Source organism: Bacillus sp. CGMCC 1.60114 (genome assembly GCF_042676365.1).
Classification (GTDB): Bacteria; Bacillota; Bacilli; order Bacillales; family Bacillaceae_G; genus Bacillus_A; species Bacillus_A rhizoplanae_A.
Genome location: NZ_JBHTHG010000118.1, coordinates 68,443 through 89,507, shown reverse-complemented (window position 1 = coordinate 89,507; position 21,065 = coordinate 68,443). Strand labels below are relative to the sequence as shown.

The 21,065-nt window shown below is 35.6% G+C and carries 19 protein-coding genes; 3 read left to right on the top strand and 16 right to left on the bottom strand.

The features are described 5' to 3' along the window. Window positions 1-6: 6 nt before the first annotated feature. Together ACFQZ1_RS21750 and ACFQZ1_RS21745 are read left to right on the top strand one after the other, a co-directional pair. Entirely contained in the window at window positions 7-855 is an 849-nt protein-coding gene (locus ACFQZ1_RS21750; protein ID WP_377884243.1) for a VOC family protein, read from the top strand. Window positions 856-897: 42 nt separating this feature from the next. Continuing rightward, complete coding sequence (locus tag ACFQZ1_RS21745; RefSeq protein ID WP_377884242.1) at window positions 898-1,563, top strand: nitroreductase family protein; 666 nt, start codon at window positions 898-900, stop codon at window positions 1,561-1,563. Window positions 1,564-1,665: 102 nt separating this feature from the next. Here ACFQZ1_RS21745 and ACFQZ1_RS21740 read toward each other — a convergent pair whose 3' ends face one another. Next, window positions 1,666-2,799 (bottom strand): MFS transporter, encoded by a 1,134-nt coding sequence (locus ACFQZ1_RS21740; protein ID WP_377884241.1) that lies wholly within the window; start codon window positions 2,797-2,799, stop codon window positions 1,666-1,668. Between the two features lie 99 nt (window positions 2,800-2,898). Between ACFQZ1_RS21740 and ACFQZ1_RS21735 the strand changes: the two genes are divergently transcribed. After that, window positions 2,899-3,750: a LysR family transcriptional regulator gene (locus ACFQZ1_RS21735; RefSeq protein WP_377884240.1), complete on the top strand. Its 852-nt coding sequence runs from the start codon at window positions 2,899-2,901 to the stop codon at window positions 3,748-3,750. Window positions 3,751-3,797: 47 nt separating this feature from the next. Here ACFQZ1_RS21735 and ACFQZ1_RS21730 read toward each other — a convergent pair whose 3' ends face one another. The 15 genes from ACFQZ1_RS21730 to ACFQZ1_RS21660 all read right to left on the bottom strand — a co-directional run bounded on the left by ACFQZ1_RS21730 (window position 3,798) and on the right by ACFQZ1_RS21660 (window position 20,992). Further along, on the bottom strand, window positions 3,798-3,926 hold the full coding sequence (locus ACFQZ1_RS21730; RefSeq protein ID WP_302850598.1) for a hypothetical protein: 129 nt from the start codon (window positions 3,924-3,926) through the stop codon (window positions 3,798-3,800). A gap of 424 nt (window positions 3,927-4,350) precedes the next feature. After that, on the bottom strand, window positions 4,351-5,244 hold the full coding sequence (locus tag ACFQZ1_RS21725) for a cation diffusion facilitator family transporter (RefSeq protein WP_377884239.1): 894 nt from the start codon (window positions 5,242-5,244) through the stop codon (window positions 4,351-4,353). A gap of 340 nt (window positions 5,245-5,584) precedes the next feature. Further along, on the bottom strand, window positions 5,585-7,729 hold the full coding sequence (topB, locus tag ACFQZ1_RS21720) for a DNA topoisomerase III (protein ID WP_377884238.1): 2,145 nt from the start codon (window positions 7,727-7,729) through the stop codon (window positions 5,585-5,587). Between the two features lie 292 nt (window positions 7,730-8,021). Beyond that, window positions 8,022-9,497 carry a protein adenylyltransferase SelO gene (locus tag ACFQZ1_RS21715; protein WP_377884237.1) on the bottom strand — a complete coding sequence of 492 codons (1,476 nt, stop codon included), beginning with the start codon at window positions 9,495-9,497 and terminating at the stop codon, window positions 8,022-8,024. 537 nt (window positions 9,498-10,034) lie between these two features. After that, complete coding sequence (locus ACFQZ1_RS21710; RefSeq protein ID WP_377884236.1) at window positions 10,035-10,430, bottom strand: cytidine deaminase; 396 nt, start codon at window positions 10,428-10,430, stop codon at window positions 10,035-10,037. 39 nt (window positions 10,431-10,469) lie between these two features. Further along, window positions 10,470-11,771, bottom strand: coding sequence for a pyrimidine-nucleoside phosphorylase (locus ACFQZ1_RS21705; protein WP_377884235.1), 1,302 nt, complete (start codon window positions 11,769-11,771; stop codon window positions 10,470-10,472). 54 nt (window positions 11,772-11,825) lie between these two features. Continuing rightward, window positions 11,826-13,007 (bottom strand): NupC/NupG family nucleoside CNT transporter, encoded by a 1,182-nt coding sequence (locus tag ACFQZ1_RS21700; RefSeq protein WP_377884234.1) that lies wholly within the window; start codon window positions 13,005-13,007, stop codon window positions 11,826-11,828. 111 nt (window positions 13,008-13,118) lie between these two features. Then, window positions 13,119-13,790: a deoxyribose-phosphate aldolase gene (gene deoC, locus ACFQZ1_RS21695; protein WP_377884233.1), complete on the bottom strand. Its 672-nt coding sequence runs from the start codon at window positions 13,788-13,790 to the stop codon at window positions 13,119-13,121. Between the two features lie 319 nt (window positions 13,791-14,109). Further along, window positions 14,110-15,057: a DNA-binding transcriptional repressor DeoR gene (locus ACFQZ1_RS21690; RefSeq protein WP_377884232.1), complete on the bottom strand. Its 948-nt coding sequence runs from the start codon at window positions 15,055-15,057 to the stop codon at window positions 14,110-14,112. A gap of 292 nt (window positions 15,058-15,349) precedes the next feature. Then, window positions 15,350-16,069: a 3-ketoacyl-ACP reductase gene (locus tag ACFQZ1_RS21685; RefSeq protein WP_377884231.1), complete on the bottom strand. Its 720-nt coding sequence runs from the start codon at window positions 16,067-16,069 to the stop codon at window positions 15,350-15,352. A 157-nt stretch (window positions 16,070-16,226) separates the two neighbouring features. Beyond that, window positions 16,227-17,228, bottom strand: a complete 1,002-nt coding sequence (locus ACFQZ1_RS21680) for a branched-chain amino acid ABC transporter permease (RefSeq protein ID WP_377884230.1) — start codon at window positions 17,226-17,228, stop codon at window positions 16,227-16,229. 7 nt (window positions 17,229-17,235) lie between these two features. Continuing rightward, a complete protein-coding gene (locus ACFQZ1_RS21675) occupies window positions 17,236-18,096 on the bottom strand; it encodes a branched-chain amino acid ABC transporter permease (RefSeq protein WP_377884229.1) in 861 nt (286 codons plus the stop codon). A 24-nt stretch (window positions 18,097-18,120) separates the two neighbouring features. After that, window positions 18,121-18,825: a branched-chain amino acid ABC transporter ATP-binding protein gene (locus ACFQZ1_RS21670; RefSeq protein ID WP_377884228.1), complete on the bottom strand. Its 705-nt coding sequence runs from the start codon at window positions 18,823-18,825 to the stop codon at window positions 18,121-18,123. Continuing rightward, window positions 18,803-19,576 (bottom strand): ABC transporter ATP-binding protein, encoded by a 774-nt coding sequence (locus ACFQZ1_RS21665; RefSeq protein WP_377884227.1) that lies wholly within the window; start codon window positions 19,574-19,576, stop codon window positions 18,803-18,805. The genes ACFQZ1_RS21670 and ACFQZ1_RS21665 overlap by 23 nt, the downstream gene beginning before the upstream one ends. Before the next feature lie 198 nt (window positions 19,577-19,774). Then, the gene (locus ACFQZ1_RS21660) at window positions 19,775-20,992 is read right to left on the bottom strand and encodes a substrate-binding domain-containing protein (protein WP_377884226.1); all 1,218 of its coding nucleotides are present in this window, start codon (window positions 20,990-20,992) and stop codon (window positions 19,775-19,777) included. Window positions 20,993-21,065 lie beyond the last annotated feature (73 nt).

Genomic DNA, 21,065 nt, shown 5'->3' with positions numbered 1-21,065 from the left:
ACAAAGATGAAATTCCAAAAGCATCCTTATACTTTTGTAAATCACGTTCACATATTAATTGAAAATTTAGAACGCTCCCTTTCTTTTTATCAAGAAGAATTAGGATTCCAAATACTCGAACAATCAGAAACGAAAGCTGTACTAACAGCAGATGGAAAAACTCCACTTTTAACAATCGAACAACTAGAAAAGATATTACCAAAGCAACCACGTACAACTGGCTTATACCATTTTGCAATTTTATTACCTCATCGCTCAGATTTAGCGAAGGTATTACATCACCTCATCAAAACAGATTATCCTTTGCAGGGGGCCTCTGATCATCTTGTGAGTGAAGCCGTTTATTTAGCAGATCCTGATGGAAATGGAATTGAAATTTATGTAGATCGTCCTTTTGAAACATGGGAATGGAATGACGGGCAAGTAACAATGGCAACTGAGCCTATAGCAAGTGACATTTTATCGGCCGCTAAAAACGAAACCTGGACTGGTCTTCCAAGTGACACAGTAATGGGACATATTCATTTACATGTTGCTGATTTAGGAAAAGCAGAGGAGTTTTATTGTACTGGTCTTGGGTTTGATGCTGTAAGTAGATACGGTCATCAAGCATTATTTATCTCATCAGGAAAATATCATCATCATATCGGTTTAAATACATGGAATGGTGTTGGGGCACCTGCTCCGGCAGCAAACAGCGTGGGATTAAAACATTTTTCACTCTTATTCCCAGATAAAGAAACACGAAATCAAGCTGTGAAACGTCTCCAAAACATTGGGGTATCAGTAACAACAACAGATGGAGTTGTTGTTACAAAAGATCCTTCAGGTAACCATATTCAATTATGTATTTGAAGAAAGTATATAACTAAAAAATAAAATTTGGTGGTGTATAAAATGAGTTTTTTAAATAAATTATTTGGAAATTCAACTAGTCAAGAAGAAGTAACTCACACGGAACATACAACAAAAGATTTTTATTCTGCTGTAGCAGATAGACGTTCTATTTATGCAATTAGTAAAGAGGCTGTCGTTTCAGACGAACGTATTCAAGAAATTGTAACCCATGCTGTGAAACATACTCCTTCTTCTTTTAATTCACAAAGTGCACGAGTAGTCGTATTGTTAGGAGAACAACATGATAAATTGTGGAATATTACAAGAAACACATTAAAAGAAATCGTTCCTGCTGATCAATTTAGTTCAACTGAAGAAAAAATGACTGCATTTGGAAACGGTTATGGTACCGTATTATTCTTTGAAGACAATAGCGTAATTGAATACTTACAAGAGAATTTTGCCCTATATAAAGATAATTTCCCTGTATGGTCGCAACAATCATCTGGTATGCTTCAATTTGTTATCTGGACATCTTTAGAACTTGAAGGATTTGGTGCGACACTTCAACACTACAATCCTCTTATTGACGATGAAGTGAAAAAAGAATGGAATATTCCAAGTAGCTGGAAGTTAATTGCCCAAATGCCATTTGGTAAACCTGTTGCTCCGGCGAATAACAAAGAATTTGAACCAACGGAAGAACGTATTAAATTCTTCAAATAACCCCTAATATAAAAATAGTCTAAGTCACATTACATGTTTTGACTTAGACTATTTTTATATGTTTCATAAACTAAAACTTAAATTTGTATCATTTATTTCGCTCTACTGCTTTCTTATTATTAAAATAAACTGTAACCCAATTGCAATGACTAATATACCACCTGTAAAGTATGGCAAAGTTGTAGGATTTACTCCTTTTTCTAAAAATATACCATTTGCCAGTGTTCCCATTGAACCAGCAAAATAATTAATAGAACTAAGCAAGGCGATAGAAATAGTAGCATGTTCTGGGCTCATTTCGACTAACGTTTTTTGTTGCGTTGCTAACGCTGCCCACCCAGTAGCCCCCCAAAGAATTAAACAGATAGCTACCAAAATCGCTATTTGCTGAGAAATCCCCATAAATATTAAAGATGAAAACATGATAACCATTAAATATATTAATATGATTTTAGGTTTCTTATAGAAGTCAATAATATACCCAATAATAAAGCTGCCTCCTATGCCACCTATTCCCCACATCCATATAAAGATTACGGATTTTCCAAATCCATAGGAAGCTATTATGAGATCTAAGTATGTGTATAAACCTAAACTACAACAACTCAATATCATCGTTATGAACATTACAAGTGAAATACCTTTATGTTTGAACATCATTAAACGTTCTTTTAGTGTTGGTAAGTGAGTAGATTTTATCACTGGGAACCTAAACAATAGGGACAATATTCCCAGTACACCAATTGCGACAATAAACCACATTGTCATTCGCCATCCATACATATTTGAAATATAAATACCGAAAGGAACACCTATTACAGTTCCTGCACTCATTCCAAGCAATATCATTCCTAACGCTCTACCTCTTTTGTTTTCATGAACGAATGTAACAGCTGCCGATGAAGCGAATGGTGAATACAGTCCTGCCCCTATCCCTGCTATTCCTCTCGAAAGTAATAAAATTATAAAATTGTTCGTAACCGCACTTACTATGTTAGCTGATACGAAGACGGATAATGCTATTAATAATGTATTTTTTGCATTCGTTTTACTCATCATTGCAGCAAACAAAGGTGCTGCAATTGCATAACACAAAGTAAATATACTTACAGTTTGCCCCGCTTTCCCGATAGAGACACGAAACTCATCGGTAATACTAGGTAAAATTCCTGCCATGACATAAGCGTCTACACCTAGTGCAAACATGCCTATTGCTAATAAAAATATCTTGTTCAATGTTCATCACCCTTTTGTTAATTATTCCATTTTTTATCATAAAGGGTATAATGAAATTAGTGAAATTAATATTTAGCATAGGAGGTATGAGTTTATTTCATGACAATAGCAAGATATGAAGTATTCCAAAAAGTGGTCGAACTAGGGAATTTCACTAGAGCAGCTGAACAACTTAACATGACACAATCAGCAGTAAGCCATGCTATTTCTAGTCTTGAAAAAGAGTTTGGCTATCCCTTACTACATCGTAATAAGCAAGCAAAGATTAGCAAAACTGCGTTTGCAGATCGAATTCTCCCGCATATCCGACAAATTTTAAACAGTGAGGCTATTATTAAACAAGAAATATCTCTTCAAAACAATCAACTTGAAGGCACTTTAAAAATAGGTGCATTTACAAGTGCTGCAGCTCAAATATTACCAAAAATGCTATCAAATCTAAAAAAAAGCTACCCAGAAGTCAAAGTAATATTGTTTGAAGGTACGTATGTAGAAATTGTAGAGTGGATTAATAACGGCACTGTAGATATAGGATTCATTATAGAAGAAGATACAAAAAAACAATTTCAATCAATACCTATTACAAAGGATGAAATTGTCTTAGGATTACCGAAAAATCATCCACTGGTTAATGAAAAAACAATTGATATAAAGACAATTGCTAATATGGACTTTATTATGCCAAAAGGTCCCTATCAATCATTAGTGTTAGAAAATTTATCTGCTCATAATGTTTCCCCAAACATTATATTAGAAGTACTGAATTGCGAAACGATTGTTAATATGGTTTCACAAAATATCGGGATTAGCATGGGCCCTGAACTATTTTTTAAGTCTCACAAAAACATTGACATAAAAAAACTAAAACAAAAACAATATCGTCAAATTAGCCTTGCTTTTAAAGAAAAAAACCCACTAATAAATGCTTTTTTAGTATGTAATCAGTTGTAACAGTATACATGAAGCCACAAACGTATTGTTTGTGGCTTCATGTATACTCACTTTTGTTTCATTCGTTTCACTAATAATTGTTTTACTTCGTTATACGTTAAACCAGATTTCTTATTCAGCTCTTTCACTTCTTCAATATCAGTGCCAACAACAGTGTATTTTTTTTCTTTGTTCATGCTACACATCCTTTTTCAAAATAGTAACACATACTACGTTTTATAAAATGAAACTTCCATCAGTAGGGGATGAAGAAAACCCCACTAATGGAAGTTTCACTTTATCTTCGAGTTATTTTCTGTTATCCCTATGTATTGTAATGCAATAGCAATATAAGTAACTTTAGGTGTTCATTTTTAACTGCGAAGACACCTTTTCATTTCTATTCCGTTTTACATGAGTTTGTAACGTTTATATCAATGTAACGAGCTTTCTCTTTTGAAGAAGATATTCTATCCTCTCCCTGTTGCTTAGTTACCATTTGATTCATATATTTTATCATTGTCTCCCACTTCATCATTTATAATTCTAAACTTCATTGAACTACCCCCACCTATTTGCTTCGCGCTTGAGGTGGAGGTCTTCTCGCTAGATATGATAAACTTATTTTTCTTCATACCACGGGTTTAAGTGAATTAGTACTTCATATACTTCTGAATCCTGTTTCATAATAGTTCGTTTTATCTCTCTACAAATATCGTGTCCTTGTTGGATGCTTAAATGTGCTGGGACACTAATCCTTACATCAATCAAAATATAGTGACCATGGTCACGTGCACGTATTCTATCAATTCTTTTCACAAAAGGGTGTGCCTGAATTATCTTCTTATATTTACTACATTTCTCAGTAGGAAGACCACCTTCCATTAATATATATATAGCTTCTTTCCCCATACTGATTGCCAACTTTAAGACAAAAAAGGAAACGATAATACCAGCTAATGGATCACCATAAGCTGCATATGGGATTGAATATATATTGTTTAACAAAGCAACCCCAATTCCAATTACAGCAGCAATTGAAGCATAAACATCAGCAAGATGGTCATAAGCAGTTGCGATAAGGCCTTTACTATTTGCTTTTCGACCAATTCGTATTGTATATACATATAAAATTTGCTTCCAAACTAACGAAACAACAGCCGCTATAAAAGCAATCATATGAGGCTCAGGCGCTGGTCGAAATAATGCTTTTATTGATTCGCAGGCCATAAATAAAGCTGCTAGAGTTAAAATAATAGCTACAATTCCTGAGGAAATGACTTCTGCTTTTCCATGACCATACGGATGATCCTCATCAGCAGGTTGGTTTGAAATTTTCATTGACCCCAATGATGCTACAGATGCTACAACATCAGCAGCATTATGAATCCCATCAGCTAATAATACCTGACTTTTGAAAAGTAAACCGACTATAATTTTGATAAAAGTTAGAAATATATTGCTAATTACACTGATCCATGCTGCCAATAAAGATGATTTACGGTTTCCATTCATATTTATCCCCACTTCACTTTCACTTTTGTTCATTGATTTGATTTCATAGTGCCTTACTTACCCTCTCTACTTATCAGGACATTCTAAAGAAAAGCACATTGTATTTTTCAGCATTTAAAGTACTTTCATACATTACCAAATAATAAATGGGTGGGTCTATACAAACATTTTTTCCTGGCAGTATAGATTTAGAACATGACTTACTTTGTTTCCTTTATCCTCATTTGTTGCCTAACGCAAAAAAACATGACATTTCATTGTCATGCTTTTTTACAAAATTTTAAAATTAATACTTTTTCAACCCTACCTTGTTACAGAATTTTTTTATTTTTTGACATCATCACTTCTCAAACACAAAATTAATCTTATTATCTTTCCATTCTAATTTCGCATCAAACGTTTTATCGTTCTTCTTGAAACCTTTCATTAGTTCCGTTTGTTCACCGTTTAGTAGCTTCTTCATATTCTTTTGCGAAATCGTTTTTCCTAATATCTTTTTAGAGATTGTGAAATCACATTTCGTTGTATTATAGTTCGAGCATCCATAAAAAGTGGATTTATCAATCACATCTCCATCACACTTTTTACATTGTCCTACTTTTTTACCTACTGTAAATTTTGAATTGGATCGCTCAATAGATTCCACATGTAACCCCGTGAAATCCCATTTCTCAGACATTTCAATTGCATCTTCAATAATTTTTGCTGAGAGCTTTTTCGTTTGTTCCATAAATGTTGCTGGTGAAGCTGTACCTTCTCCTATTTCTGCAAGGCGCTGCTCCCATTTTGCCGTCATTTCTGGCGAAGCTAAAATTTTATCACCAATTGCCGTTATGAGCACTTTTCCTTTATCAGTCGCGTACACTTGGTTTTTCTTCACATCAATGTACTTACGGTCTTTCAGCATCGTAATAATACCAGCCCGCGTTGCTTCTGTGCCTAAGCCTTCTGTCTTTTTTAATACTTTTTCCAGTTCTTCGTTCTCTAAATACTTCCCAGCTGTTTTCATTAACGTAATAAGTTGACCTTCTGTATAACGCTTCGGAGGCTGTGTCTTACCTTCTTTAACTTTCACTTTTACAACTTTTCCTTGTTCGCCCTCTTGTACAATAGGAAGAATTGTTTCTTCATCTTTATCATCTTGGAAAATGACTTTACGCCAACCTTCTTGAATTTGCTGTTTTCCTTTTGAAATGAATTCAGCACGTCCATCAACTAGCGTTGTAATCGTTGTATAATCAAAAATAGCAGCTTCGTAATGCGCCGCAATTAAACGTCTCACAATCATATCGTAAATTTTCTTTTCATCGCCAGATAGTTTACTTGGATTTGTAACTTGCTCTGTCGGAATGATGGCATAGTGATCTGTAACCTTTTTCTCATTTACATAGCGCTTATTATTCATAATGGACGAAATCGGCGCTGGTAATAAATCTCTATAATCATCAAATTGACTTAGCTTTTGTAAAATATCCGGGAACGTCGCCGCTTCTCCTTCTGTTACATAGTTAGAATCCGAACGCGGATAAGACACAATTCCTTTTTGATATAACGCCTGTGTGATATCAAGTGTCTTTTTCGGTGAAAATTTAAATGCTTTATTCGCCGTTGCTTGTAAAGATGATAAGTTAAATAAAAATGGTGGCTGAAACTCTTTCCGCTCTGTTTTCATTTCTTTCACTTCAGCCGGCTTATTTTGACAAAATGCAGCAATTTTTTTTGCCATATTCGGATCTTTTAAGCGAGATTCATTATCTTGTTCCCACTTACCTTCATATTTCTTTCCTTCTATATTAAAGGTTGCGAACACTTCCCAAAATGGCTCTGATTTAAAGTTTTCAATTTCTTTCTCACGTTTCACAATTAATGCAAGTGTTGGTGTTTGCACACGTCCCGCCGAAAAAACATCATTCATTCCTTTTTTCTTTAGTAAAATACTAAAAACACGGGAGGCATTCATCCCAACAACCCAGTCCGCACATGATCGTGTATATGCTTCGTAATATGTATTAATCGTATCTGCTTCATCAAGTAAGTTTTTAAATCCTTGATAGATTGCTTGCTTCGTTAAGGAAGAAATCCACAGACGCTTCATCGGTTTTTGTACATTACAAAGATTAATGATATTCCGTACAATTAATTCCCCTTCACGCCCTGCATCTCCCGCATGAATAATTTCTGTCACTTGCGGGTTATGTAACAACTGTTTCACAACATTAAATTGCTTATATTTTGATTTCGTTACTTCAAATTGAAAACGTTCTGGAATCATTGGCAACGTATCTAATGACCATTTTTTCCACTCTGCATGATAATGCTCTGGATTACACAATTGCGTCAAATGACCAATGGCCCACGTACAATAAGCACCATTCGGAAACAATTCATTTGCTTCCACTTCCAAATAACCGTCTTTTCGTCGATATTTAAATTGAGAAACGAGCGCTAAACCTTGATCTGGTTTCTCTGCAATAATTAATTTCATTTTATAACTCCCTATCTAAATGCCAGTGTTACTTTTATTGTATCTACTTTTTTAGTGATAAAAAATATTTATCCGTCACAATTCTCTTTATATGTTTTAGACCTATCATATTATACGCTTAATCTTAGTAACTTCACAATAGAGCAGATTCGTATGTTAAAACTAAAAAAAGAAGAAAGGACAAACTAAAATAATGCTACCTCAATTAAAGAAGTAGCATTATCATACGAACCTTAAACATAATAAACATCAACACGATTGTAGAAAAGCAGAAAGAATGATTCCTTCTATATCATGTACCGCAAAAAGTTCGGTAAGGACATGATGATGGCGCAGGTAGTGTCGCGTACTCATCTTGTTCAGGGGAGTGCGCGTAAGGGTTTGAAAGGACATTAAGAAGACGCTCCATCACGCTGTAATCTCCATGTTTCACAGCAGCTTCTAGAGCTTCTTCTACCCTGTGATTCCGAGGGATTATCGCAGGATTGTTTTTCCGCATCAATAGATGTGAAGAATCTTTTGATTCTTCCTGCCTACCTAGTCTTTCCTGCCACCGCTCATGCCACTGGTGAAATTCTGGAGTTTTAAACAAGTCCATATCCTCCAGCTTATTAAAAGTTAACGCACGGAAGGTATTCGTATAGTCTGCACGATTCTTCTCCATGATAGTAAGGAGGTCTTCAATAAGGGATTTATCCTGCACTTCTTCATTAAATATCCCCAATTTAGCTCTCATTCCCGCGAGCCAGTTAGTATGATATAACTCGTCATAATTCAAAATTGCATCCTGAGCCATTTCCATAGATTTTGCATAATCACTATGCAGCAGCGGTAATAAAGTTTCAGCAAATCTTGCAAGATTCCATCCACCAATATACGGCTGATTGCCATAAGCATAGCGACCTTGAATATCAATGGAACTGAATACTGTTTCCGGGTCATAAGTATCCATGAATGCACAAGGACCATAATCAATGGTTTCTCCACTAATGGTCATATTGTCTGTGTTCATCACCCCGTGAATAAAACCAACAAGTTGCCATTTTGCAATCAACAGAGCTTGACGCTTAATGACTTCCTCAAGCAGGGAAAGATAGCGATTTTCAGCAGCGTCAACGTCTGGATAATGTCGCTGTATTGTATAATCAGCTAGGACTTGAAGATCTTCAACAGTGCCCCATTTGGAAACGTACTGAAAAGTGCCAACGCGCAAATGACTTGCAGCCAAACGGGTAAGAATTGCACCAGGCTGCTCCGTTTCACGAAAGATTGATTCACCGGTCGTTACCACCGCTAGGCTCCGAGTAGTAGGAATACTAAGCGCATACATTGCTTCGCTGATGATATATTCGCGTAGCATCGGTCCAAGTGCCGCTCGACCATCTCCCCGGCGGGAATATGGTGTTCTACCAGAACCTTTAAGATGAATATCAACTCTCTCACCTAATGGAGTAATTTGCTCGCCAAGTAGCAAAGCTCGGCCGTCTCCTAACCGGTTAAAATGCCCGAATTGATGTCCCGCGTAAGCTTGAGCAAGAGGAAAAGCACCTTCGGGAATCCGATTTCCAGCAAACACCGCTACTCCATCGTTACTTTCTAGTTCCTCGATGTTCAATCCTAGAGATGTTGCTAGCGAATTATTAAGAATAGCCAAATTCGGTGAGCGAACAGGAGTTGGACTGAGACTTTTAAAAAACGATTCCGGTAGACGGGCATAACTGTTATCAAAATTCCATCCTGCTTCTATTCTTTCTTTTTTATTTGTCATTGTATCACCGTTTCTTCTTTTATCTTTTTTACATAAAACAAAAAGTCTAAGAATTAAATTTTAATTATGTATTTCTACATCAATACAAAGCAACCTCTTTTAGTGTCTACTTCGGTTAATTTATTATACCCTTTCCAACAATTTATGAATTTTGTACTGCGTCGATTCGAAAACTATTGAATTAAATATTAAGAAATAGTAAACATCCTTCTAATTATAATACATAAAAAAAGAATTAGCAGAATATATAGTATATGAATTTGCGAACATATAAGTGTTATCTGTTCTTTCAATTTGAGCCGGTTATTTATCCAGCATTAACGGGCGGTAAGACCCCCACCTCAAGATTCAAAGAGAAACGAGGAAGATAAGTGGGGGATAACTGCTGGCATGTGCCCGATTGGTGAGAGCTTTCCATTAGTGGGGATGAAAAAAACTCCCACTGATGAAAATTTCACTTTATAAAAAAGAAGCTATCCCTCTATTTTACCTTCGAGATAGCTTCTTTGTTTTATCATTTACATAATAAATTTTTTATTAAATTAAATCATCCTTTGAAAATCCACCTGGCAGTAAACTTTCAACTGTTACTTCTTTTTCATCGCCTTTTTGATTTGTCAATAATACTGGCATTTGCGGATCACAAAATTCTGCGATTACTTGTCGGCACGCTCCGCATGGCGAAATAGGACCATCTGTATTACCTGTTACTACTAAATAACTGAAATCGCGCTCTCCTTCTGACACCGCTTTAAATATTGCTGTTCTTTCGGCACAATTACATAAACCGTAAGATGCATTTTCTATGTTACAACCTGTGTAAATTTTACCTTCTTTCGTAACGAGTGCTGCGCCAACAGGGAATTTTGAATATGGAATGTAAGCTTTTGACAACATTTTTGTTGCTTCTTCAATGTATCTCTTTTTATCCATGCTATTTCCTCCTCAGAGTAAATATAATTCTACGTATCGTTAATCAGTTATAATTGTATGAATTAATTTAGGAGCTTCGGCCTTTTCTGATATAGAAATATTTTCATAAATTTTAGCTTTTACATCTTCCACATTTTCACGATTTGCATAGATCGTAACAAGCGCTTCCCCTTCTTTTACAGCTTCGCCAACTTTTTTGCGTAGCATTAAACCAACTGCCAAATCAATTTCATCCTCTTTTGTTGCACGACCTGCTCCTAGAAGCATCGCAGCAATACCAATTTCATCTGCGACAATGTTAGACACAACACCTGAAGCTTTAGCTGGTACATCAATTACATATTTCGCTTGTGGTAACTTCTCTGGATGATCTACAATTGAGCTATCGCCGCCCTGATTACGTAAGAACTCTTTAAATTTCTCAATCGCTTTTCCATTCTTCATAACTTCTTTCAACATTTCACGTGCTTCTTCTAATGTATCTGCTTTTTTACCAAGTACAACCATTTGACTTCCTAATACAAGCACTAATTCCGTTAAGTCTTCTGGACCTTCTCCTTTTAGCGTATCAATTGCTTCCTTCACCTCAAGAGCATTACCAATCGCAAAGCCAAGTGGTTGTGACATATCTGAAATAACAGCCATCGTTTGACGACCAACATTATTTCCGATTCGTACCATTGCGTGTGCTAATTTTTTCGCATCCTCTTCTGTTTTCATAAATGCTCCTGCTCCTGTCTTAACATCAAGAACAATTGCATCAGCTCCAGCTGCAATTTTTTTACTCATAATCGAACTTGCGATTAATGGAATCGAATTCACAGTTCCGGTAACATCACGTAGCGCATATATCTTTTTATCGGCAGGTGTTAAATTACCTGTTTGTCCAATAACTGCAACCTTATCACGATTCACTAAATCAATAAATTGCTCTTTCGTAATCTCAACATGGAATCCTTCAACTGCTTCTAATTTATCAATCGTACCACCTGTATGCCCTAGACCACGTCCAGACATTTTTGCAACTGGTACATCTAAAGCAGCTACTAATGGTCCTAAAACTAATGTTGTTGTATCACCAACACCGCCAGTTGAATGTTTATCTACTTTAACCCCTTCAATCTCTGATAAATCAATTGTCTCTCCAGAATTCACCATAGCCATTGTTAAATCAGCACGTTCACGATCAGACATGTCTTGGAAAAAGATAGCCATTGCTAGTGCACTTACTTGATAATCAGGTATTGATCCATCTGTATATCCTTTAATAAAGAATTGAATTTCCTCTGTTGTTAATTCTTTACCATCACGTTTTTTTGCAATAATATCTACCATTCTCATCTTAATCACCGATCCTTTTTATTTTATTTTGTAAAGGGTAAACTTATTAAACTCTTAATATATTAATCCAACTATTGTTGCGGATAAAAAGCTTACTAAAGTTGCTCCGAAAAGCAGTTTCAAACCAAATCTTGCTACCACATTTCCTTGTTTTTCATGTAAACTTTTAACAGCTCCGGCGATAATTCCGATTGAAGAGAAATTTGCGAATGAAACTAGGAACACCGATATGATAGCAGTCGTTCTTCCTGAAAAATTAAAGTTTCCTTGTGCTAAATTTGTCATAGCTACAAACTCATTTGATACAAGTTTCGTCGCCATAATATTACCGGCATTAACAGCTTCATGCCAAGGAACCCCCATAATAAATGCAAATGGTGCAAATACATAACCAAGAATCTCTTGGAATGAGATACCAATTACTCCTTTAAAAATGGCATTAATAAAAGCAATTAAAGCAACAAATCCAATTAGCATTGCAGCTACTGTAATAGCAACTTTAAAGCCATCTACTATATATTCCCCTAATACTTCAAAAAAGGTCTTTTTCTCTTCCTCTTGTACTTCTAAAATATCTTCTTCTTCCGTAACCTCATAAGGATTAATAATAGAAGCAATGATAAACCCACCAAACAAGTTCAGCACTAAAGCGGTTACAACATACTGTGGTTTTAATAACACCATATAGGATCCCACTATAGACATGGACACCGTTGACATTGCAGAAGCACACAGTGTATATAATCTTTTTTCACTTAATAAACCTAATTGTTTCTTAACAGAGATGAATACCTCTGACTGCCCTAAAATCGCTGAAGCTACAGCATTATATGATTCAAGTTTTCCCATTCCATTCACTTTACTTAAAGCTAAACCAATATATTTCACAATGAACGGCAATACCTTAAAGTGCTGCAAAATACCAATTAAAGCTGATATAAACACAATTGGCATTAATACTCCTAAAAAGAATGAAAATTCTTTTTGATTTAACAAACCACCAAATACAAAGTTAACACCATCAGCAGCATACTTTAACAATTGTCCAAAACCATCTGCAATTCCAGCAATTAGTACGTTCCCGATACTTGTATTTAATAGCAAGAAACCTAAAATAAACTGAAGTATAATCATCGTTATAATAGGGCGATATTTCACTTTTCTTCTATTATTACTTGCAAGCCATGCGATACCTAACACAATTATCAAGCCTATGATACCGATTACATATTTCATAAAAATCCCCTCCTTTTTCGTATCCGCTTACATATTTTTTGATTGTTAAAGCAATAGATACACTATGCTTCTCAGCAATTCGTGTATCTATTGCTTACAACTTTTTATGAATTAATAGTTATCTAAAACGCCGTTTGTATCATTTAATACAATTGCAACACTAGCACTTGCACCGATTCTAGAAGCGCCAGCTTCAATCATTTTTTCTGCATCTTCACGTGTACGAACGCCACCAGATGCTTTTACACCAACGTTTTCTCCAACAGTTTTGCGCATTAATGCGATATCTTCTGCAGTTGCTCCGCCAGTTGAGAATCCAGTTGAAGTTTTTACAAAATCAGCACCAGCTTTTACAGATAATTCACAAGCACGAACTTTTTCTTCATCTGTTAATAAACAAGTTTCAATGATAACTTTTACAAGTGCTTTTCCTTTTGCAGCTTGTACAACTTCACGAATATCGTTTTCTACGAATTCATTATCTCCATCTTTTAAAGCACCAACATTGATTACCATGTCTACTTCAGTTGCACCTTTTGCAATTACATCTTTTGTTTCAAATACTTTTGTCTCAGTTGTATTTGCACCTAAAGGGAATCCGATTACTGTACAAACATCCACATCATGCCCTGCTAATTCTTCAGCAGCTAATTTTACCCATGTAGGATTAATACAAACAGAAGCGAAATTATATTTCTTTGCTTCTTCTAAGACTTTCATAACATCTTCTTTCGTAGTATTCGGTTTCAAAACTGTATGATCAATTAACTTTGCAATGTTCATTTTTTTCACTCCTCATATCTTTTAACAACTTCATTCTAACTCCACCTTGAACAAATGTAAATACACTTTTGAAATTTTGTTCAACATTTTTTTGAGATAGTGAAATAAGTTTTTAAAATTGACACAAAAAGGGCGCTGCCATATTAATAGCTCCCCCATAAAACACAAAATTTATTTATTCATAAAAAATTCTATTTCACAAATTTCTTATGCAAGCCATTATTTCATCATAAAATTTTTATTGAAAAACGCATGCGTTGCACAGCCACATACTAAAAGAAGGTTTCTCAAATTTATATTTTTGAGAAACCTTCTTTTTCTAACCTTTTTGATAATGTAATAACTCTTTTGCGGTATGCTGATCGATAATCAAGACATTCGCATATCCGCCTCTTAATGCACCATCAATTGCCTTTACTTTTCTAGAGCCTCCTGCAACAAGAACAGAGCGCTTCTTTAAGCGCAACTCTTCTAAATCAATACCAATTGTTCGTTGGTTAATTTCCTCACTGCAAATATTACCATTTCCATCGAAGAAACGTGAGCAAATGTCTCCAACAGCTTGTTCTTTCAATAAGCTCATTTCTTGTTCATTTAAATAACCTAGTCGAAATAATAAAGCCTCATCTCTAACAGTTCCAACTGTGAAAATGGCAATATTAGCTTGTTTTCCCATCTCAACAATATGATGAATATGCCTATCCTGTTCTACTAATTCTTTTGTAACTGCATTATCAAATATAACTGGAAGCGGTAGATTTCGTGGTGTTGTTTGAAAAGCATCTGCAAACAAGGCGATTGTTTCATTCGCATATGTATTTACACTTGAATGACTAATACCTCCTTTTAATTGGACAACTTCTACCCCTTTCACATGCTGCGGGACAATTTTTCTAGCGACTTCATACATCGTCGTTCCCCAACTCACACCAACAACATCACCATTTGTAACAGTCTTTTCCATATACTCAGCAGCATACTTACTAATATACTCCGTAATGGCTGTATATTCTGGTACTGGAGAAAAGACGACATGTGCCTCTAATAAGTTATATTTTTCTTTAAGTAGGTTTCCTACATTATCTAAATCAGCAAATGGATCAGCTATTTTAATTTGAACAAATCCTTTTTCTTTTGCATATTTTAACAATCTCGAGATTGTCGGCCTTGAGATATTTAATTTATTTGCAATCTCTTGTTGACTATAATCAGACTGGTAGTATAACCTTGCAACTTCAACGCTTAATTGTTGTTTTTCTTTGTCCATATTCGTTATTTCTATACCCCTTCCAAACTTATTGTACCTTAATGGCATCATAACATTTCATGTTAGAAAATTCGACTATACGAATTGGAAATAAACGTATTTCGCAAAAACATTTTTTCTTAGTTACCTCATTATGCTTGTCTGTTGATGAAGTGACATGTTGGAATGAGATTCAACAAGATGAACATCTCTATCGTAATTAAGAAACTATGCGCTAAGGTTACGCCTAAAAAAAGATAGCTGTTCTTTTTCAGAACAGCTATCTTTTTTGCTAATTCAAGCATCCATTCTCTTACGGATTTGTAGACCATAATCCAGCAGATTTAATAAATGTACGTTTATTTAATTTCAGCTGCGCTACAATAAATTCGGCAATATCTTCAGCCTGCATAACTCTATCTGGATTACCATCTGTTAACCCTAATTCTACTGCCATATCTGTTGCAACTGTACTTGGTGTTAATGCTGTCACGCGAATATTATGTTTACGTACTTCCATCGCTAACGATTCTGTCAAACCAAGAACACCAAATTTAGAAGCACTGTACGCGCTTGTTACTGGTGCTCCCTTTTGTCCAGCTGTTGATGAAATATTAATAATGTCACCAGACTGCTGCTCAATCATTCCTGGTAACGCAGCACGAGTCACATAATATACGCCCATTAAGTTCACTTGAATGATTTTTTCCCATTCCGCAACATCTAGTTCTAAAAATTTACCAAATTTAGAAATTCCAGCGTTATTAATTAAAATATCAATAGACCCTAAGCCATTTTTTAATGTTTCAATTGCTTCACTTACTTCTTCATATGAAGATACATCAGCAGTAGCGATTACAGCTTTCACTCCTTCTCCCTCAACTTCTTTTGCAACAGTTTTTAAATTTTCTTCTGAACGTGCTAAAAGTCCTACATTCACGCCTTCTTTTGCTAAAGCAATTGCTACAGCACGACCAATCCCTCTTCCAGCTCCTGTAATTAATGCATTTTTTCCTTGTAATAACTCTGCCAAATCTAACACTCCTTATTCATTCTAAATTGCTAATTTTTTCATATCATGAATTTTATCTATATATCATTTAAAGTACAATACTGCACTTTAATGTGCGTAGGTTACCTATAAGTAACTATTAGATTTATCTTCAGTTAAGAAGCCATTCTCTAGTGTATTAAACACTACGCTCAATTTGCTCCCTCTTCCCTTTTTTCTTATGTCGTTTCCAGCTCACCAACTTCCTAGCTGTTCCTAACATACCTGTTGGAAGACCTAATAAAACGATGATATACAATAAACCAAGAAAAATTGTCCATCGTTCAAAAATTGGGTACTGCGCAGCAAGCTCTGACAAATAGTATTTCAAAGATTCAATCATTCCTGCCCCTATTATCCCTCCTACTAATGTCCCAATACCGCCTATTGTTGTCATTAATAAAGCGTTCAGCGTCATGTCAATTGAGAAAACGGTTGTATTTACAAAGCGCAGTGTGATAACAAATAATCCGCCGCTCACAGATGCTACTACTCCAGCTACAACACTCGCAATTACTTTATAATGAAGAATTTTATAACCAAGTGCTTCCACACGTTGTTCGTTTTGCGAAATCGCCTTTAATACGTTTCCAATTGAAGATTTCGTAAACAGTTGTAGTAATAAAAAAATGATTACTAGACTTATTAATGTAATATAATAAAATGTGAAACGATCTCGGAATATATCAGGTACATGGAACGTAAAACCATCCCCCCCATGCGTGACGGTTCGCCATTTTTCAGCGAGCACAAAGAATAATTGAGAAATAGCAAGCGTTAGCATCGCATAAAAATGGCTTTTTAATCGTAAGGAAAGCATACCGACTATATAGCTAATGATTGCTGATAAGGTGACTGCAAATATAATCCCAATGAAAAAATTCGATATTGTTGCCTCTTGTCGATCTAATAAGAGTGCAACACAATAAGCACCGATTCCAAAGAACATACAATGTCCAAACGACACAATTCCCGTATAACCTAATAGAATATCAAAACTCATTGCAAATATTGCGAAAATGAAAATTTGTGTAAACAAGATTAACATGCTTCTTGAATCGTTTATAAAAGGAAATAGCATGAAGCAGAAAAGAATTGTCCCCCAAAAATATAAGCTAGCCCGATTAGATGATGTGATCATAACAATCTCACCCCTTTTCACCAACGAGTCCTGTTGGCTTAACTAATAAGACGAATAACAGCATCAACATGTTTATAGCAAGCGATAAATCCGGAATATAGTATGCCGTAAAAGCTCCTGCCAAGCCAACAATTAAGGATGCAATTACAGAGCCCTGTACACTACCTAATCCACCAATAATTACAACGATAAAAGCTAAAATAGCATACTGCATCCCCATTTCGGCAAAAATAATACCCGAATAAGGTGCAAGAAGAAAGCCACCTAACGCCGCCATTCCAGCTCCTAATAAAAACACAAAAGAAAAGATAGCTTTCACATTAATTCCAAGTGCTTGTACCATCTCTTTATCCATTACACCAGCACGAATCATAAGCCCGATTTTCGTTTTTCGGAGTAACAATACAAATCCGATGTAAACGAATAAACCGATCAAAATAACAAATAAGCGATACTTGATTAATATGATTCCATCAAATGTAAAACTTCCTTGTAACCAATTCGGTAACTTAGCTCCTATCGGATTCGGTCCCCAAAATACTTTTATACATTCACTAAGCACGAGCATACCACCAAGGGTAACTAGAAGTTGACGAACATGATTTCCATAAACCGGACGGATGAGGAATCTTTCTAATATCCAACCAAGAAACATCCCCATCACAATAGCACCAAATAATGCAAACACATAACTGCCTGTTACATGAAATAACCACACTCCAGTAAAAGCACCCCATGCAAATAGCCCGCCATGAGCAAAATTAAGAACGCTCATTAAACCGAAAATGAGCGTTAAGCCAGATGCTAATAAGAAAATAAGCACACCTGTCGAAACACCATTTACAAATAAATTAACTAACACATCCATGTTTTCACCTCACCCATATCAAGGTTAAGAGATCCCTAAATATTTATGACACGTTTCCTTATCTTCCTTCAGTTCACTCATCGGACCATTATGCACAATTTTCCCATTATCCATAATGTAAAAATAATCGCCAATTTGACTGGCCATCATAAAGTTTTGTTCGACAAGTAAAACCGTTGTTTTCTCCTTCATTTTTAAAATTGAGACCATCAACTTCTCAATCATGATTGGTGACAAGCCTTTACTAGGCTCATCAATAAGCAGTAGACCTTCACTGTTAATATAAGCTCTTGAGATAGCGAGCATTTGCTTTTGACCTCCACTTAACAATCCGCTCTTTTTATGCCAAAATTGTTTTAAGTCTGGAAAAAGATTCAGCATCCACTCTACTTTTCCATCTGTTTCTTCATTCTTTTTCGTTTGAGCAAGTGCAAACGTTTCTTCAACCGTTAAGTCGTGAAATATTCCTTGGTTTTCTGGCACATATCCTATACCTTTTCGAGAAATCATATGTGCTGATAGCCCATTTACTTTCTCGTCGCCAAAATAAACCGCTCCGTTAGAAATGGTATGAAACCCCATAATAGAACGCAGCGTTGTCGTTTTCCCTGCTCCGTTTCTTCCAAATAAGACTGTAATGGTTCCTTCCTCCACCCCAAAAGAAACACCTTGCAAAATATGAAACTGATCTAAATACGTTTCTATATTATCCACTTTTAATAGTGTCACTGTATAATCCTCCTAAATATGCAGTTTGCACACGCTCATCCTTCATAATCTCTTCTGGTAATCCTTCAGCTAATAACTCCCCATGAAATAACACAACGAGATGATCAGATAAATGAAGAACCATATCCATTTTATGCTCAATTAACACAATCGTATTTTCACGATCATTTTTTATATTTTCAATCACTTGTAAAATAGCAGGAACTTCTTCAATAGAAATACCCGCTGTCGGTTCATCCAACAACAACATATCTGTTTTAAGTGCTAAAAGCATTGCAAGTTCCAATTTTCTCTTTTCTCCATGAGCTAAATCTTTTGCAAGTACTTCTTCCTTTTCATTCAGCAACACAACTTCGAGTAAATGGCGTGCTTCTTCTTGTTGCTGCTTATACTGAGACGGGCGTGGGAAGAAACTATAATAATCTTTCGCATATGACTGTACACCAAGCCGAACATTTTCAAGAACCGTTAATTCTGAAAAAATGTTCGTAAGCTGAAAAGAACGTCCCATACCAAGACGTGTTCGATCTGGAATTGATAACTTTGTAATGTCACGTTCCTTAAAATAAATCTCCCCTTTTGTCGGAGTAAGCTGCCCGCTTAACAAATTAAAAAGGGTGGTTTTTCCTGCTCCGTTCGGTCCAATAATGGAAATAAGTTTTCCTTTCGGTATCATCAAATTTACATCTTTAATCACATGATGTTCTCCAAATGAGACAGAAAGTTCGCGAGTCTCTAACAAATTCTCCACACTACGTCCTCCTCACAAAGAATTCCTTAATTCCCTACTGATCACTAGTCTCCACCTATCTTCTTCGTTTTCTCTGAATCTTGAGGCGCAGATTTTACTGCCCGTTCATATGAAGTGAAAAGTTTTCCATCCCTTTATGATAGGAATGGAAAACTTTCACTGTTCGTTATAATAAAAATTGTTTTTTAATTATTCAGATTATTTATTACGAATTGGTGGTTCTGTTTCTGTCATTTTTAATTCCCGCTCTAAAACTGGAACTGGATAATCAATTCCATCTTGTTTTTTCAATGTAATCGAATAAAGCGTTTGTAAAGCTTGATGATCTTCCGCACGGAATTTCATTGTTCCTTTTGGTGTTTCAAATTCCATTCCTTCCATCTTTTTAATAAGTGTAGCAGCATCAGTATCGCCTTTCGTTTTCTTTAAGGCTTCAACGATTGAAATAGCAGCTGACATCCCACCAGCTGTAAACAAGTCTGGGACAGCACCGTTAAATCGTTTTTTATGTTCCTCTACTAACCAATCATTCACTTTATTTTTTGGAAGCGTATGATAATACACTGAAAATCCTTGCATGCCAACTAACGCATCCATCGTTTTTAACGCTGGAATATCAGGTGCACCCGTTGAAATTTTAATACCTTGCTGCTCCACATTCATATCTTTTAATTGCTTCCAAGGTGAATTTGCACCTGCCCAGACAATAAATAAATAATCTGGTTTTGAGCTTATAATATTTTGTATATTTGCCGTAAAATCAGTAGAATTCGCATCAGCATATTGCTCATTTACAATGTTTGCGCCTAACTTCTTTGCTGCATCTTTAAATGCCGCAATCCCTTCTCTTCCAAATGCATTGTCTTGAGCTAGTGTAGCAATCTTCACATCTTTCTTAGCAATTGATGCTGCACCAGCAATTGCATCTTGAGATGAATTCCGTCCTGTTCTAAAAATATATTTATTCCAGTTCTTCCCCGTAATACTATCTGCTACAGCCGGCTCAACAACCATTATTTTTTCATATTCTTCAGCCAATGGTAAAACCGCTAACGTATCACTTGAACTAGATGAACCAACTAAAAAGTCTACTTTATCTTCTTCTAATAGTTTCGTAGCCTTCTTAACGGCTACATCTGCTTTTGTTTCCGTATCTTCTACAACAAACTTAATCTTTTTCCCTTCCACTTTTCCTGTTCCACCTGTTGCATAATCTAGACCGAGTTCAAATCCATTTACTGTTTGTTTTCCATACGATTCAAGTGGTCCAGTTAACGAAGCAAGAACACCTACCTTAACTGTTTCCTCATTACTTGTACTTGCTTTTTTTCCAGAGCACCCAACTGATACGAACAGTGAACCAAGTATACAACTTGTGCACACTATCCTTAGCCACTTACGTTTTTTCACTGACATCATGATTCCTCCCCTATTATTTACCTTCTTAGAGAATTGAATACACTGAGGTGAACTATCCGTAATAATGACA

Excerpts from the sequence above, each read along its gene's own strand:
- ACFQZ1_RS21750 (WP_377884243.1), top strand. The coding sequence starts at position 7 with ATGAAATTCCAAAAGCATCCTTATACTTTTGTAAATCACGTTCACATA.
- ACFQZ1_RS21745 (WP_377884242.1), top strand. The coding sequence starts at position 898 with ATGAGTTTTTTAAATAAATTATTTGGAAATTCAACTAGTCAAGAAGAA.
- ACFQZ1_RS21735 (WP_377884240.1), top strand. The coding sequence starts at position 2,899 with ATGACAATAGCAAGATATGAAGTATTCCAAAAAGTGGTCGAACTAGGG.
- ACFQZ1_RS21730 (WP_302850598.1), bottom strand. The coding sequence starts at position 3,926 with ATGAACAAAGAAAAAAAATACACTGTTGTTGGCACTGATATTGAAGAA.
- ACFQZ1_RS21725 (WP_377884239.1), bottom strand. The coding sequence starts at position 5,244 with ATGAATGGAAACCGTAAATCATCTTTATTGGCAGCATGGATCAGTGTA.
- topB (WP_377884238.1), bottom strand. The coding sequence starts at position 7,729 with ATGAAATTAATTATTGCAGAGAAACCAGATCAAGGTTTAGCGCTCGTT.
- ACFQZ1_RS21715 (WP_377884237.1), bottom strand. The coding sequence starts at position 9,497 with ATGACAAATAAAAAAGAAAGAATAGAAGCAGGATGGAATTTTGATAAC.
- ACFQZ1_RS21710 (WP_377884236.1), bottom strand. The coding sequence starts at position 10,430 with ATGGATAAAAAGAGATACATTGAAGAAGCAACAAAAATGTTGTCAAAA.
- ACFQZ1_RS21705 (WP_377884235.1), bottom strand. The coding sequence starts at position 11,771 with ATGAGAATGGTAGATATTATTGCAAAAAAACGTGATGGTAAAGAATTA.
- ACFQZ1_RS21700 (WP_377884234.1), bottom strand. The coding sequence starts at position 13,007 with ATGAAATATGTAATCGGTATCATAGGCTTGATAATTGTGTTAGGTATC.
- deoC (WP_377884233.1), bottom strand. The coding sequence starts at position 13,790 with ATGAACATTGCAAAGTTAATTGATCATACAGTTTTGAAACCGAATACT.
- ACFQZ1_RS21690 (WP_377884232.1), bottom strand. The coding sequence starts at position 15,057 with ATGGACAAAGAAAAACAACAATTAAGCGTTGAAGTTGCAAGGTTATAC.
- ACFQZ1_RS21680 (WP_377884230.1), bottom strand. The coding sequence starts at position 17,228 with ATGATCACATCATCTAATCGGGCTAGCTTATATTTTTGGGGGACAATT.
- ACFQZ1_RS21675 (WP_377884229.1), bottom strand. The coding sequence starts at position 18,096 with ATGGATGTGTTAGTTAATTTATTTGTAAATGGTGTTTCGACAGGTGTG.
- ACFQZ1_RS21660 (WP_377884226.1), bottom strand. The coding sequence starts at position 20,992 with ATGTCAGTGAAAAAACGTAAGTGGCTAAGGATAGTGTGCACAAGTTGT.